Source organism: Vibrio kagoshimensis, from assembly GCF_050337535.1.
Taxonomy (GTDB): domain Bacteria; phylum Pseudomonadota; class Gammaproteobacteria; order Enterobacterales; family Vibrionaceae; genus Vibrio; species Vibrio gallaecicus.
Window position 1 is genome coordinate 13,883 of sequence record NZ_JAKJSZ010000009.1, and the last position, 15,042, is coordinate 28,924.

The 15,042-nt window shown below is 39.9% G+C and carries 13 protein-coding genes and 1 riboswitch; of the genes, 8 read left to right on the forward strand and 5 right to left on the reverse strand.

The window, feature by feature from the left end; genetic code table 11:
* The first annotated feature begins 284 nt into the window (after positions 1-284).
* The 3 genes from L4C37_RS10005 (at position 285) to L4C37_RS10015 (ending at position 3,777) form a co-directional block, all read left to right on the forward strand.
* A complete protein-coding gene (locus L4C37_RS10005; protein WP_273293605.1) occupies positions 285-1,004 on the forward strand; it encodes a FadR/GntR family transcriptional regulator in 720 nt (239 codons plus the stop codon).
* A 194-nt stretch (positions 1,005-1,198) separates the two neighbouring features.
* Positions 1,199-3,061 (forward strand): DUF294 nucleotidyltransferase-like domain-containing protein, encoded by a 1,863-nt coding sequence (locus L4C37_RS10010; protein WP_273293604.1) that lies wholly within the window; start codon positions 1,199-1,201, stop codon positions 3,059-3,061.
* Complete coding sequence (locus tag L4C37_RS10015; RefSeq protein ID WP_429768481.1) at positions 3,061-3,777, forward strand: 3'-5' exonuclease; 717 nt, start codon at positions 3,061-3,063, stop codon at positions 3,775-3,777. Before L4C37_RS10010 ends, L4C37_RS10015 begins: the two co-directional genes overlap by 1 nt.
* Before the next feature lie 187 nt (positions 3,778-3,964).
* Here the strand turns inward: L4C37_RS10015 and L4C37_RS10020 are convergent, their stop codons facing one another.
* Entirely contained in the window at positions 3,965-4,717 is a 753-nt protein-coding gene (locus L4C37_RS10020; protein WP_429768482.1) for an oligogalacturonate-specific porin KdgM family protein, read from the reverse strand.
* Between the two features lie 415 nt (positions 4,718-5,132).
* On the opposite strand from L4C37_RS10020, the gene L4C37_RS10025 reads away from it, so the two are divergent.
* Positions 5,133-5,285, forward strand: a complete 153-nt coding sequence (locus tag L4C37_RS10025; RefSeq protein ID WP_372264616.1) for a hypothetical protein — start codon at positions 5,133-5,135, stop codon at positions 5,283-5,285.
* Positions 5,286-5,779: 494 nt separating this feature from the next.
* Entirely contained in the window at positions 5,780-6,910 is a 1,131-nt protein-coding gene (locus L4C37_RS10030; RefSeq protein WP_429768483.1) for a conjugal transfer protein TraF, read from the forward strand.
* 105 nt (positions 6,911-7,015) lie between these two features.
* On the opposite strand, the gene L4C37_RS10035 is transcribed toward L4C37_RS10030, so the two are convergent.
* Positions 7,016-8,488 carry a carboxypeptidase M32 gene (locus L4C37_RS10035; RefSeq protein ID WP_273293600.1) on the reverse strand — a complete coding sequence of 491 codons (1,473 nt, stop codon included), beginning with the start codon at positions 8,486-8,488 and terminating at the stop codon, positions 7,016-7,018.
* 228 nt (positions 8,489-8,716) lie between these two features.
* Between L4C37_RS10035 and L4C37_RS10040 the strand changes: the two genes are divergently transcribed.
* Complete coding sequence (locus tag L4C37_RS10040) at positions 8,717-9,361, forward strand: LysE family translocator (protein ID WP_273293599.1); 645 nt, start codon at positions 8,717-8,719, stop codon at positions 9,359-9,361.
* A 172-nt stretch (positions 9,362-9,533) separates the two neighbouring features.
* On the opposite strand, the gene L4C37_RS10045 is transcribed toward L4C37_RS10040, so the two are convergent.
* A complete protein-coding gene (locus L4C37_RS10045; RefSeq protein ID WP_429768484.1) occupies positions 9,534-10,925 on the reverse strand; it encodes an alanine/glycine:cation symporter family protein in 1,392 nt (463 codons plus the stop codon).
* A 153-nt stretch (positions 10,926-11,078) separates the two neighbouring features.
* A riboswitch (glycine riboswitch) is annotated at positions 11,079-11,198 on the reverse strand.
* Between the two features lie 300 nt (positions 11,199-11,498).
* On the opposite strand from L4C37_RS10045, the gene L4C37_RS10050 reads away from it, so the two are divergent.
* Positions 11,499-11,657, forward strand: coding sequence for a hypothetical protein (locus L4C37_RS10050; protein WP_167494024.1), 159 nt, complete (start codon positions 11,499-11,501; stop codon positions 11,655-11,657).
* Between the two features lie 59 nt (positions 11,658-11,716).
* A complete protein-coding gene (locus tag L4C37_RS10055) occupies positions 11,717-12,451 on the forward strand; it encodes a chromosome partitioning protein ParA (RefSeq protein ID WP_429768485.1) in 735 nt (244 codons plus the stop codon).
* Between the two features lie 262 nt (positions 12,452-12,713).
* Here L4C37_RS10055 and L4C37_RS10060 read toward each other — a convergent pair whose 3' ends face one another.
* Both L4C37_RS10060 and L4C37_RS10065 read right to left on the reverse strand, forming a co-directional pair.
* Positions 12,714-13,877 (reverse strand): ABC transporter permease, encoded by a 1,164-nt coding sequence (locus tag L4C37_RS10060; protein ID WP_429768598.1) that lies wholly within the window; start codon positions 13,875-13,877, stop codon positions 12,714-12,716.
* 8 nt (positions 13,878-13,885) lie between these two features.
* Complete coding sequence (locus L4C37_RS10065) at positions 13,886-15,040, reverse strand: ABC transporter permease (protein ID WP_137373148.1); 1,155 nt, start codon at positions 15,038-15,040, stop codon at positions 13,886-13,888.
* Positions 15,041-15,042: the final 2 nt, after the last annotated feature.

Below are 15,042 nucleotides of genomic sequence, written 5' to 3' on the forward strand. Positions count from 1 at the left end.
GCAAGAGGGAGGGTAACCAAAATGAGTAATTTTACCGGTAAATAGTTAACTCATAATCTATTTTGTGATTTCAGGCATATATTAGTATTACAAATGATAATTATTTCTAGGTGTAAAAGTTACTTAATAGATCTGAAATTTTCAATTAAATGGCAAACGATGGTTTTTGATTGAACCCAGAATACAAGGGAGCTCACGTTATTAAGATACTTACTTTGGAGCTCTATATAAATCAATGCTATAATTCTTATTAAATAATACATATCTAATAAGTAAGTAGACTCATGGCTGGTTCATTCAAACCTATTTCAGGCTCTAAGCGAAGCCTTCACGTGCAAGTTGCTCGTGAAATCGCCCGTGGTATTCTTTCTGGTAACCTTCCTCAAGGTTCTATCATTCCTGGTGAAATGGCGCTCTGTGAACAGTTCGGAATTAGTAGAACTGCATTAAGAGAAGCCGTTAAGCTTCTGACTTCAAAAGGTTTATTAGAATCCCGACCTAAAATCGGTACACGAGTTGTTGATCGAGCGTACTGGAACTTCCTTGATCCACAGCTTATTGAATGGATGGATGGGCTGGCGGATCCAGATGAATTCTGTCATCAATTCTTAGGTTTACGTCGTGCTATTGAGCCAGAAGCCTGTGCTCTTGCTGCAAAGTTTGCTTCAGCTGATCAACGTATTGAATTATCAGAGACATTTCAGCAAATGGTTGAAATCTCGGATGCAGAAATCTTCGACCAAAAGCGTTGGACAGAAGTTGACATTAAATTCCATAGCCTGATTTTTAATGCAACAGGTAATGATTTTTACCTACCGTTCGGTAATATCCTCACGACTATGTTCATTAACTTTATTTCTCATTCTTCGGAAGAAGGTAGCACGTGTATTAATGAGCACCGTCAGATCTATGATGCAATCATGGCTGGCAACAGTGAAAAAGCACGTATCGCTTCAGCAAATCACCTGCACGAGTCAAACCATAGGCTTTCAAGTGTTAGCTAAGTAAATATTTTTAAATGATTGATTAGGCACGCATTTTGCGTGCTTTTTTTTGGGCTGGGTTTTGTTGAGTAAGTAGATTGTGGAGGTGTTAGCTTGTTATTTAGGCAAAGCTCTCTCGTTTTAAGAAATCGGCTAGCAATTACATTTAATAGTTATATAATAATACATAATTGAAATGATGTGTGAATATGACTATGTCCCAATCTTTATTACCCAATATTCTTCAATTTATTGGACAAATTGACCCTTTCGATAAAATACCAAAAGATGCGCTAAGAGAGTTATCTTCGCACGTGCAGATTATTTATCTTGGAAAAGGTGATGTCGTTGATTTGTGTGAGTCTGGAAAAGAAAAGTCTCTTTATATTATTCGCACGGGCTCAATGGAGCAGAGAAAATCAGACGGTGTTTTACGGGCTAGGCTAGGTAGCGAAGACCTATTTGGTTTTACTTTTCTTGAATCTAAAGTCAATGATGATAAGGGCTATCGAGCTATTGCCATCGAAAATACCTTACTCTATGTTATCCCGCACAATGCGTTACAAACTCTGTTTAAAACTTTCCCTAGTTGCGCAGAACAATTTGCTTCTCAAGCCCAAGTCCGTTTGAAGTCGGCTTTAGATGTGGTTTGGTCGAATAAAGAAAAAGGGTTATTTATTCGAAAAGTGGAAGATGTCGCAAGTGGCCATGTCGCAATAGTAAAATCAGACCAGTCGATTCAATCTGTTGCCACAGAAATGCTGCACCAGAGATCTCCTTGTGCGGTTATCTATGAAGATGACAAAATTGTAGGATTAATTACCGATCGAGATATGACTAAACGTGTCATTGCACATGGAGTCAGTACTGATAATGTTATCTCAGAAGTCATGACACATTCACCGTTAACAGTTAAACCGGATGATTTAGTCTTACATGCTGCGTCAATCATGATGCAGTTCAATATTCGCAACCTTCCAGTTGTGAAAGAGAATAAAGTTATTGGTTTATTAACCACTTCTCACCTTGTTCAAAATCACCGTGTGCAAGCGATCTTCTTAATTGAAAAGATCAAATACGCGGGCAGTGTTAAAACTATGTCTTCGTTCACTTCAGAGAGACAAGCCATTTTTGAAGCCTTAGTTGAAGGCAAAGTAGCGCCAGAAACGGTTGGCAAAGTCATGACCATGATCATGGATGCTTATACGCGGCGATTAATTCAAATTGCGATTGATAAATTAGGACCTCCACCTTGCGACTTCTCTTGGATTGTTGCAGGTTCCCACGCACGTAATGAAGTACACATGCTTTCTGATCAAGACAGCGCGATTGTACTTGCTGATGATGCAACAGACAGCGACCGTATTTATTTCAAACACTTAGCTATGATGGTAACCAATGGGTTGGCAAGCTGTGATTATCCGCTCTGCCCGGGTAAATTTATGGCGGCCACTCCGAAGTGGTGCCAGCCTCTAGGCGTTTGGAAGCATTACTATAAAAAATGGGTATCAAATCCTGAATATGAACGCTTACTAAACATCAGTGTATTTTTAGAAATTCGGACTATTTATGGTAATAGTGAGTTCGAAACGATTCTTCGTGATGAGCTGCATTCAAATATCCGAAGTAACCGAGAGTTTCTAAGTACATTAGTGAGAGATGCGGTAAACACAAATCCACCGTTAGGAATTTTCAACAGCCTAGTACTGGAAAAATCCGGAGAGAATAAAAAGACACTGAACGTTAAGAAATACGCGATAAATCTTATTATCGATTTGGCTCGCATCTACGGTTTAGCAGTGGAATGCGATTTGTCTGCTACGGATGACAGGTTTACAGCAGCCAATGAAAAGGGCATGTTGAGTGATGATGCCTATAAAAATATATTAGGTGCCTATCAATACATATTATCGTTCCGGTTTGGTCATCAGCTGGAAGCATTAAAAAATGGTGAAGTACCCGACAATAATATTAATCCAGATAGCTTTGGTAGCTTTGAACGTAAGCACTTGAAAGATGCCTTTAGAATCATTGCTGACCTTCAAGAAGCCGCAAAAATTAGATTTGGAGCCCGATAATGAAAGCGATATTTAATTACTTTCATCCTCTTGAGCGTATAAAACGCAAGCGAAAGCAGTATTTAAATACCGTGAAATTACCGGAAGTCTTGTTTAATGTTCTCGAACAGCCTTTACCACAAATGTTTGATCTTGCTAAAGATGCCGAATATATCATTCTAGACTTAGAAACGACGGGGCTAAGCAGTGAAGACGATCTTATTTTGTCTATGGGGTGGGTGGAAATAAGCAAAGGTCGAATCGACTTAGCTTCAGCGAAACACTTATATTTGAATAATGACTCTCAAATAAATCCAGAAACGGCAGTGATCAACCACATTACACCTCAAATGCTACAGGAAGGTTTATCTATTCATGATGCCATGCAGGCATTCTTCGAGTCAGCTAAAGGCAAAATTATTGTCGCCCATGCATGTGTTGTTGAAGAAAACTTCATCAATCAATATTTACTGCGTTGTTATGGCTTGAGAAGTCTCCCCTTACTTTGGTTGGATACGTTATGTATTGAGAAGAAAATGGAGCAAGCGATCAGCAACCATGAAGAAGTGGATCTAACATTGGCGGCAACACGAGAACGGTATCGACTCCCCGAATACAACAATCATAATGCGTTAGCGGATGCGGTTTCGACTGCTGAACTATTTTTGGCCCAGCAAAAACGGGTGGCGCAAGGTAAAGAGGTGCCCATTTCTCAGTTGTATCGAATGAGTAATTAGTACCATTAGAAAGTCAGAAGAGAGATATTTAAATAAATTGATTTTTTGACTAGTAAAAAGCCAGCAGATTCGCTGGCTTAAATATTATTTATGATTAATTTTACTTCCGACTACTCTTTAGAAGCTAGAAGCTAGAAGCTAGAAGCTAGAAGCTAGAAGCTAGAGGTCAGGAACTAGAAGCTGAAAGTTAAAAGCTGTAAGTTAAACCGACACGACTTCTTAGTTCACGTGTAGCAGAAGTGCTCGATGTGCTTACATCACCAAACTCTACATATGGTGCCCATGCGCCCATCATGCGACGTGCACTTACATTAAGCTCATAGTTCGTGTCGTCATTGTCGTAAATGTCATATCCATCAGCTTTGTAATAGTTTCCTTCAAAACCAAAGCGCCAGTCATTTAATGCATAGTTAATATTAGCGGTTAATCGGTGTCTACGTTGATTAGCGACATTGCTATCAACCATAATAGGCACGCCATCACCATCAACAATAACGTTACCAGCATCGTCAAATTGATATTCAGAACTACGAGTATTTTGTCTCATATCGTAGCGGTAACGAGCACTTAGGCTTAAACCATCGATGCTATCAACACTGTAAGTGGCACGTACTTGAGGCTTGTAAGTGACACCTGATTCACGACCTTCAATAGGCATCCCGTAAGTCATGGTCCAGTTATCGTTAAGTACATGGCGATAGTTGAGTCCGAGCTCCCAGCCATTATTTTTTAGATCTTCCATGAATTCACCATCTTCGCCTTTAAATTTGGCCTCAATGTCGACTAAGAAATTGCCAATGTTATCTGCAAGTTTTACTCGCGTTGCATGTTGATCTGTATGACTCTTATACTCATGTCTCATATCAAAAGATGTAGCTGAAACAGAACCTACCGCCATTAGCGATGACATTGCTATCACAATTGTTTTAAGTTTATTCATGGTAATAATTCCACTCTATCGATTATAAATAAGGTCAATAGGACCAAAAAATGACGCCATATATACTTTTCTACTAATTATTCACTTATTGAATGTTCCTTATAGAATAATTAACTAGCATTAAAATAATACAAATATGCTAACTCTAGAGGAAGGTAAGAACTGTGAATTGGATCAAGATGCAGTTATAAATCATGCATTAACAAAGAGTTACAAACTGAAATGAATATCATAAGTGCTTGTTTTATATTTATTTAGTTGGTTTTTGTTCGTGGGCTAGTTTGATTTGTTAGTTAAAAAATGTGTACTGATGCAAAAACTTAATCCTTAGCYCTTTCTTTTTAATTTGTAATATATTAATATTTATATATTAAGGCGTCTGGCAATAATCAAACTTTGATGGCTAAGGTTGAGGGTGTTTTCAGTAATCGCAAGTGGCAATGTAATTGATGGCTCTAAATACATTGCTGCGACTCTAATCATTGAAGAAGACATTATTGAAGTGCTCAAGCTAGCATTTTCATTATTGCTCCCAACTATTCTAATGAATCCTTCATTTCTCGATTAGGGGAATAGAAGCGGTAGTTGTGCACTACCTTTGCGCTCATGTTGATACAGGCAACATGGGCGTTTTTTTGCTTAAACATTAGGAAAAAAACAAGTGTCGAGCCTTGTATTTAGTTTATTTTATAAAWGATCTAAATATCTCTCTTCATCCGATCCTTTCCCTACCGATATCTGTATCAATCATGTTGTTTTTTACTGTCTCACCTACTGTTATGCCTTTTTTCGATCCCCCAAAAATTTAGCTACAAACGCTAGGTGCTCATTTAATTTTCAGAAAGTAAACTGAAACAGATAGTTTTAAAAAATCCTTAAAAATCAACACGATTTAATGAAGACCATATAACTTTGATTATTGCTGATATAACCAAATTTATGGACCAGCTTGTCATAATCCCCATCCAATAAATAATGTAGATACAGCGAGATCGAATTTTGAAATTACTCCTTATCTTGCTGTTCTTTGTTATCAACTACATTTAAGACAAAGGAATTGCTATGCATAGCAAAGGCTTAATCACATTAGCCGTGGCTTCCGTGTGTGCAGCAAGCACAGCGCAAGCCAGTACATTTTCAACTGATGCTCGCAGTATGGGTATGGGTAACACTGGTGTTGTAACCGCAGACTTTTTAACCGCTCCTTTTCACAACCCAGCATTAGGCGCTGCATATCGTGCAGAAGATGATATTGGGCTCTTAATCCCAGCTATTGGTGTTACTGTCCAAGACTCAGACGATGCACTAGCAATGATTGATGATGTTCAAGATCATTATGACTCAATGGGAAGGCTACCTTCTCAAGAAGAATACGACATATTGGATCAGTATCTGAATGACTTGTCAGGTGCAAAGCCAATTAACGTAAATGGCGGGATTGCATTTAGCATTTCTATCCCTAATCAATACGCCTCAGTGAATGTGTTCTCATCCACATATGTGGAGATAATGGCTAACCCTTTGATTGGTGATGAAGCTAATGCTAAAAAGCGATATGAAAATTCGGAAGTCGCCCTTATTGGCTTTGGTGTCGCTGAATTAGGTTTAGCTTTATCGAAGGAATACATACTAAAGGAGCAAAAGTTTTCTTTTGGTATTAGCCCTAAACTGCAAGAGCTTCGTACCTATTCTGATGTTACATCTTTAGATGACTTTGATATTGATGACTATGAAGATAGTGAAATGTCAGATACGGTATTCAACGTAGACGTGGGAGCCGTTTGGTATAAGGATAACTGGCGTGTGGGACTTGTTGGTAAAAACTTGATTAAACAAGAGATTGAGACGAAAAACTCACACCTTACGTATGAACTTGCTCCCAAAGTGACAATTGGCGGCGGTTATATCACAGAGTTGTTTACTGTAAGCCTTGATGCCGATTTAACAAGTCAAGAACGCTTTTCTATGAGTAGTAATGCCACGCAATTTGTTAGGGCAGGCATAGAGTTTAACGCTTGGGGTTGGGCTCAATTAAGGGCAGGCTATGAGACCGATTTAGAAGATAATTTAGAAGATAGCATGACTGCTGGTTTTGGGATCTCACCATGGGATATTGTGAGTTTTGATTTAGCAGCGTCTTACGCAGGTGATAATCAATTTGGAGTAAGTGCAAACCTAGCACTAACGTTCTAACATTTTCTGAGCAGACTATTCCGACTAGATAAATAGAAAAACCGCTCAATCACATTATGAGCGGTTTTAACTTTAGTATTCAGAACTAGCCTAAAAATCCTAGGCTTATAGATAACGATTTTTCAGGTGATCTTGGAAATGCTGAGCATTCAATGTTTCACCTGTTGCTTGCTTCACGAGTTCGTCAGTTGTGAGTAAGCTACCTTTGCTCCAAATGTTCGTTTCTAACCAATTGAAGATAGGCGTTAGATCTTTACTTTGAATGACAGAACTCACATCCAAATCGTTCTTCATCGAAGCCATAAATTGAGCAGCGTACATTGCACCTAGTGTATAGCTAGGGAAGTAGCCAAATGCTCCGTCTGTCCAGTGAATATCCTGCATACAACCATTCTTAAAATTACCTTCAGTCGATAAGCCTAGGTATTGCTGCATTTTAAGGTTCCAAAGTTCAGGAACGTCTGTATGTTTGATTTTTCCGTTAATTAAGTCACGTTCAATCTCATATCGAAGAATTACGTGGGCAGGGTAGGTTAGTTCATCTGCATCCACACGTATGAAATCTTTTTCTACGCGAGTATAAATTTTTTGGAAATTACTTTTCTCAAACTCATTTCCACTAAATTGTTGCCCTGCAAGTTCAGCTAAGTGACCGATGAATTCGTCACTGCGACCAATCTGCATTTCAAAAAATAGTGATTGAGATTCATGGATACCCATTGAGCGAGCTTCACCAGAAGGAAGGCCGGAAAGGTGCTTAGGAAGCCCTTGCTCATATCGAGCATGACCTGTTTCATGGACGATGCCCATTAAAGACTGAACAAATTCATTTTCATCATAGCGAGTGGTAATACGAACATCAGATGGAACACCGCCACAGAATGGGTGGACACTCTCATCCAAACGACCATGGTTGAAGTCAAATTGAAGCAAATTCATCACTTCAAGACCAAGCGCTTTTTGCTTGTCTGTCGAGTATTTACCTGATGGCGCGGTAAATTGTTCAGTAGATTGCTTATCAATGACTTGATCAATTAAGCCTGGCAGCCAGGTTTTTACGTCTGAGAATAAAGTATCAAGAGACGCTGAACTGGTTCCTGGTTCATAAATATCAAGCATGGCATCGTATGGAGTCAGCCCTGCAAAGTCAGCACGAATTTGCGCTTCTTCTCTAGAAAGCTCAACGACTTCTCGCCAGTTTTTTTCAAAGCCAACCCAATCGTTTTCACCGCGTTGAGTTCTCCATGCATGTTCACATTTAGAGCCCGCGAGTGATTTAGCTTGAACTAATTTCTCTGGAAGTAGATTTGCTTGTTGCCAGTTACGCTTGATTTCGCGTAATGTCGATTGCTGTTCAGAATTTAATGATTCATTTTCTGCGTCATTTATCCAATCGGATAGTTGTGGTTGGGTCATCATTCCGTGAATATGAACGGATAACTGAGCCATAGCTTCACTACGAGCTTGGTTACCACCAGAAGGCATCATTGACGCTTGATCCCAACCGCAAATTGCAGCTAGGTGGTTGAAGTGAGAACATTTTTGAGAATGGTCGACTAATTTTTTGAAGGCACTCATAGTACTTCCCTGAGAGTAAAAATGGGATCTTATCAACCAAATAACGGTTGAACCAATACATTTATTCGAATAGTTGATATGAAATGTGAATAAATTGTAATGGTATATTGATGATGACTAATAATTTACAATCTTGGCTTCGTCTTACACAATGCAAGAATTAAAGACTTGGTGGCTAGCCTGTTTAGGCGGGGCGCTAATAGGATATCGAGATAGGAAGGAATAGGGATGGCAATTTTAAATATTGAAGCGTTCTTGATAGCAATAACGATTTTAACGTTAACTCCGGGGTTAGACACGGCATTGGTGATTCGTAATACGACTCGCTCTGGTGTTAAAGATGGCGCAATTACAAGCTTAGGCGTTTGTCTTGGGCTATTTGTTCACGCCACTTTTTCAGCGATTGGTATCTCGGCTATTCTTCTGCAATCAGCCGATCTGTTTCAAATGATAAAATTTGTGGGTGCCGCTTATTTAATTTGGTTAGGGCTATCTAGTATTTACGGGGTAGTGAAGGGCAATGCAGGCTTTCAAGTTGAAGGTATTGTTCACTCTAATCTAAGTGTAAAACGCTCTTTAAGAGAAGGCTTCTTGTCTAATGTATTAAACCCTAAAACGGCGGTTTTCTACTTGGCATTTTTACCACAGTTTATCGACCCTGAAGGTTCGGCGTTTGCTCAATCAATGCTAATGGCAAGTATTCATTTTATTATTGCGATGATCTGGCAATGCGGAATTTCAGGCGCGGTAAACTCAGCAAAGCAGTTATTTAAGAGCCCATCTGTGATTGGCTGGATGGAAGGGGTCACTGGTGCTGTACTCATTACTCTTGGGATCAAGTTGATGTTGGAAGATGCACCAACGCCTGCCTAGAATTTGCATCATTTAATAGATGCTGCCATGAGATAGACAAATAAAAGCCCCCATCATGATTTCATTTTGGGGGCTTTTTATTTTCATCCAACTTTCTATTTTTAACTTCTTGATTAGTTGATTAACGTGCTGGCGATTCAGTGTCTCTAATCATGCGAGTACCAACCATTAATCAGCGAATAAGAGGGCTGGTGGAGTGTCTACCTTCAGCTTTAACGCTTGGCAGTTTTGCGAAGAATTGCTTGGTTTCTTCAATAACTACATGTCTTAGAGCAATTAGACCAATAAGGTTTGGCACCGCCATTAATCCATTCACTATGTCTGCAATTAGCCAGATCATATCCAGTTGTAAGAATGCACCAGAAGCGACTAAGCCAATAAATACGACTTTGTATGGAAGTACTGCTTTAGTACCAAACAAGAATACAACGCAGCGCTCACCGTAATAGTTCCAGCCTAAGATAGTCGTAAACGCGAAGAAGATTAAACCTGTAGACACTAACACTGGTCCAAGTGTATCGGCGTTTAAACCAACAGCAAAAGCGTGAGTTGTCATCGCTGCGCCAGAAAGGTCGGTTTGCCATGCACCCGTCAAAATTAATGCTAAACCCGTCATCGTACAAATGATGATGGTGTCAAAGAAAGTACCAGTCATTGATATCAGCCCTTGCTTCACACAAGAATCTGTTTTCGCTGCTGCTGCGGCCATTGGTGCACTACCAAGCCCCGATTCATTCGAAAACACTCCGCGTGCAATACCTGATTGAATGGCCAACATAATGCTTGCACCAAGGAAACCACCTGTTGCTGCGGTATTGGTGAATGCAGAGCTAATAACAAGCTGAATCGCATTCAGTAATTGGTCTGCATTAGAGATAAGCACACTTAAACACGCAACAACATATAGAAGCGCCATTGTGGGTACAACTTTACCAGCAACTTTAGCAATGGACTGGATACCACCTAAAGTAACGACAGCTACTAGAATGGTTAGAACGACTGCTGAAGCTTCACGAGGTGCACCGAAAGATATTTCAGTCGCATCTAAAATAGCATTCACTTGTGGGAAAGTTCCGATACCGAAACAGGCGACCCCTAAAGCAAAAACCGCAAACAGAACCGCTAATATTCTTGAGCCAACCCCGTACTGAAGGTAGTACATTGGCCCACCAACCATTTGCCCTTTGCTGTCGACCTTACGATACTTTACAGCAAGTAAGCATTCTGCGTACTTGGTTGCCATCCCGAATATGGCAGCTAACCACATCCAGAATAATGCACCAGGTCCACCCATTTTTATTGCGGTTGCTACGCCAACAATGTTACCGGTTCCGATGGTTGCAGAAAGAGCTGTACAAAGAGCTGCAAAGCTAGAAACATCACCAGAACTAGAATCCGATTTGTCTTTAGTAAAAACCATCTTAAGGGCGGTTGGCAGGTGTCTAAATTGGGGTAAGCCTAATCGAAAAGTAAAGTAGATACCGGTACCAACAAGCAATATAAGTAGAGGAGGTCCCCAAATAAGGCTGTCGATGGTTTGAAGTGTTGTATGTAAGTTGTTCATGGTTTCCCCTTAATAAATAAAAATTTAAGGAGAAGAGGGAAAGGACGTATTTTAATTCAGTCGTGATCAAAAGGTTGATCAAAACAAATGAAGATACGGCTTAAAAAATACGGATTTCTAGATAGAATTCTTTCGTTAATTAAGGTGTAAGCTTTCCACTCCTCTGTCCTTTTGCCTGAGAGTTTCACTTAGTAATGAGCATTTTGGTCAGCTGCGGATACTAAGCTTGCTCCTTCGGCGACCGATTTAACGGTTCTCTCCAGAGGTTCCTCCAACGACAGTCCTCACTTTTCTGATTTTCATCAGCATAAAGCGCCTGAAAGATTTACTTCTTCGGCGGGTCACTCTAACTAAATGTTAGTATTTAGTTAAAAACCACTCTCCTGCAGTCTTCATCGGAACAATTATCTAGTTATAGATAATCTGTATGAGCATCCTAATAAATAAAAAGTGTGATGTCATCAGCAAAAAAACTGTTTGCACAAATGTTAGTCAAGTAAACGTTTAAACAACCATACTCTGACGTAATTAACTGAGATAAATGGTATAAAATAAGGGAAACAAGGAGGAGTTATGACTCGATTAATAGCGATAGTGTTTTTACTGGCATTAGCTTTTGTATTATTTCGTTATAGGACAAATGAGAAAGTACAAAAAGGCGTGGTGATTGCTGTGGTAGGCAGTTTTATTCTGTATACAGCAAGTTTAATGATTTCAGAACTTACGCGCTAAATTGCTTTTTATGTAAATTGTTTTTCACGTAAATTATTCCAAATGGGAGTGCCCAATTAGTGAACCAAAAGACTGAACAAGACAACGAAGACGAAGTTGTTGTTATTGAAGAGCGAGATAAACGTAGCCAGTTATATATTGGTATTGCTGCTGTCATAGGTTTAGCTTTAGGTGGTTTGATTGGTTCTTCTTTGACGGCGAATAAATGGGAAGCGACTTATCATGTGTTGGAAGCCCGTTATCAAACTCTAAGCGATAGCAAGCAACAACTGGTTAGTGACGTCGAAGCGAAAGTCGCGGATGCGGATACTGCGACAGATGCAAAAATTGAAGAGGCTCTTGCGGAGCAAGCTGAGCATCATAAAACTGAATTGAAAGATCTACAAACAGCTTCGATTGAACTGGAGAAAGCCAACCTTTCACTAGAACAGCAATTAAATGAGCAAAAGCTAGCAATTGAACAAACTGCAAAAGAAAATCAAAGTTTGAATCGTCAAGCTGACATGCAAGCGACAATGTTTGATCGCTCACGTGAGCTTTTCCGCAAAGAGCTTCAAATTGCACAAGCATTGGAATCGCTTGAGCAAGAAAGAGAGCGTATTGAACCGAACTTGAGTACCTTAAAGAATGAGTGTGATGTGTACCTCGAGGGCACGTCATGGGATGCTAAATCCGATTCTTGTGATAGATACGATGCAGCTAATTCTCGATTGAGTGATATTCGCCAGATGATTCAAGTACACAATATGGATTTGCGACAGATTAAATCCCTTATCGAAGAAATAGGCTTATAAGACTGTATTGTGCCGAGGGATTCATTGCAGTTTGTAAGATGAAAGCTGACTCAAGATTTAATTAGATAACTCGATGATTAATCGAAATAAAAATTCGATATATAGACATGTTAAAGGCTCCTAATTGGAGCCTTTTCTTTTTATAGTGGGATTGTTTCAAAGGGTAGTTCAATTATTAATATGCTAGAAGCTAGAAGCTAGAAGCTAGAAGCTAGAAGCTAGAAGCTAGAAGCTAGAAGCTAGAGGCTAGAAGATCTGGGATTCACTGATTGGCTAAAACAGCCCGCTTAGAGGTATGTCTAAACCTGATAAAGCAAAGCATTCCCCAGATAAGTGCTTGCCCCCAAAGTAACGTCCATTGATAAGAAACATCAGACCAATTTGCATCCATCTGATTGAGCGCTAGGAATCCTTGTATTGCAGGAGTACTTGGAAAAAGTTGTGAGATAGCGACTAAAGCTGTTGGTATGGCTTCTACCGGCCAAATAAACCCAGCTAAGAAAATAAGCGGCATTGAGCTTATTAATACCACCACGGTGACTAATTCTTTTCTCGGAAGTAGATCACCAAGCAATGCACCAATGAAAGTGCTGGCTAATAAGAAAGGCAGTAATAACGTTAAAATATTGGTCATGGACGCGAGTCTATTTATCCCATAAAACTCAAAACTGCCGCCAAAATAGTACATAGCTAATAGGTAATAAACACTGATCAAGGTTATGCAGCGAGCAGCCAGTAGCTTTAAAGGAGAGACCTTCCGCCAGTAGGTGTGTTCATGCCCAATATGGACTGATTTTTGAGTGCCGCCTATTAGCCCTGCAGCCATTGCTAGAGTTTGTTGAAGAATTAAGACAAATACCGCAGGCACGACGTAATCAACATAACCCATTCTGCTGTTAAAAGTAGGCTTCATATTCAAGCTAAATGCGCTGTACTGGCTTTGGGCTTGCGCGATTGGAACGCCTTCAACAAGAAGATGGCTCACTTTTACTTGTGCTGCCAGCGTTCCTCCTGCTTTAGCTAGGCCTTCTACAACCGTTCCGTAAACCAGAAAATACGAAGCATCACCTGCATAAGCAAGGGTAGGGCTTTTCCCAAGTAGTAAATCCTTATAGAAGTGCTCCGGAATAACTAATAAACCACCAATTTCTTGCTTGAGCAGAGCAGATTTTGCCTCTGCAATGCTGTGATCTCTTTGTACGACTTGTACTTGAGAAGTAGCATCGACCATGCGTTCTAATTGATAGCTGGTTTGGCTACGGTCTAAATTGACGATTGCTATCGGTAGCTCTTGGGATACCTGATTAGCGTAAGGAAGAGGGTATAGAAATGAATAAAAGATCACTCCACCAAATACAGTTAATACGACAACCGGATTACGTAAAATTGCCAATAATTCATTTTTAAGAAGTTGAGGAAAGCTGATATCCGTTTTCATGATTTCCCCGTTAAAGGCAATACTATAGATAGATGTTTTTTAATAAGAACAACAGTAATAATGGCAGGGAAGGCATAGCCTACATATGGCAACATCTCTACTATAGACTGCCAGTTAGTTACGCCGTAACTAGATTGTGCGGTTTGAATTTCAATATAATGACTGATTGGCAGTAAACTGCGCCATGCTTGAGCCATTGTATTCATTTCGCTGACTGGGAAAGTGATGCCCATAAAGGCAAAACTAGGGGCTGTGAAAGCTCCCGCAAAACTCATGGCACGAGCTGGGTCTAGTGTTAAAAAGAAGAAAGTAGAGCCAACAATCATACAGGCGGCAGCGGTGAGCAGCTGCGCTAAAGCTAATACCAATAAATTACCATTAAATGGCCATTGGAGAATGGAGTAGAACCAGCAGATAAAAGCGGTTCCTAGTATTAAGAACAGACCGAGATATGGAAGTAGAGTCTTACCCAGTGCAGTTAAAGGTGCCGAGCTTAGCCATTCTTTCAAACCTCGTTCTCTAATATTCGCCGCCAAGATCAGTATGGTACCAACAACAATGGTTATTTGCCAAAGCGCAGGCACGACAGCAGAAATGAGGAACTGCGCATAACTCGTATTTTTATTAAAAAGTGGAGTAATTTGAGTCTGTACTGTTACGGCTTGCCCAAGAGCCGTTTGAGTGTCTACATCTCCGTGGGACAACCCTTTCATTACTTCGATTTCAGCATTCAAGGTACCTTGGACTTGTAAAATTGCGGAGTTAAGAAGTTTACCTACCAAGATGAATTGGCTGTTATAAAAAACAGAAACTTGAGGGTTTAAATTCTGGAATACATCGCGGTCAAAATGCTTTGGAATAACAATATAGCCATAGATATCTTGCTGGATCATCGCTTTTTTTGCGGCACTTATATCCGCATATTCTTGTGTGACTTCAAGAGTAGGGGATGCATCAAAACGTTGAGTAAGCTGTCGAGATAATTGGCTATGTTCTAAATCAATCACGGCAATGGGTAAATCACGAGCAATGCCTTGTGAAAAGATAAGCCAAATTCCCACCGCCAAAAAGATAGGTATCCAGGTTAAACACGACAATAGCCATTTATCACCAGTGACAATGCGCCATTGTGTTAAAAACTCTTTTCGCATAG

Bases quoted from the DNA above. Each gene is read 5' to 3' on its own strand.
- L4C37_RS10015 (WP_429768481.1), top strand. From the start codon at position 3,061: ATGAAAGCGATATTTAATTACTTTCATCCTCTTGAGCGTATAAAACGC.
- L4C37_RS10035 (WP_273293600.1), bottom strand. From the start codon at position 8,488: ATGAGTGCCTTCAAAAAATTAGTCGACCATTCTCAAAAATGTTCTCAC.
- L4C37_RS10005 (WP_273293605.1), top strand. From the start codon at position 285: ATGGCTGGTTCATTCAAACCTATTTCAGGCTCTAAGCGAAGCCTTCAC.
- L4C37_RS10020 (WP_429768482.1), bottom strand. From the start codon at position 4,717: ATGAATAAACTTAAAACAATTGTGATAGCAATGTCATCGCTAATGGCG.
- L4C37_RS10045 (WP_429768484.1), bottom strand. From the start codon at position 10,925: ATGAACAACTTACATACAACACTTCAAACCATCGACAGCCTTATTTGG.
- L4C37_RS10030 (WP_429768483.1), top strand. From the start codon at position 5,780: ATGCATAGCAAAGGCTTAATCACATTAGCCGTGGCTTCCGTGTGTGCA.
- L4C37_RS10065 (WP_137373148.1), bottom strand. From the start codon at position 15,040: ATGCGAAAAGAGTTTTTAACACAATGGCGCATTGTCACTGGTGATAAA.
- L4C37_RS10050 (WP_167494024.1), top strand. From the start codon at position 11,499: ATGACTCGATTAATAGCGATAGTGTTTTTACTGGCATTAGCTTTTGTA.
- L4C37_RS10010 (WP_273293604.1), top strand. From the start codon at position 1,199: ATGTCCCAATCTTTATTACCCAATATTCTTCAATTTATTGGACAAATT.
- L4C37_RS10040 (WP_273293599.1), top strand. From the start codon at position 8,717: ATGGCAATTTTAAATATTGAAGCGTTCTTGATAGCAATAACGATTTTA.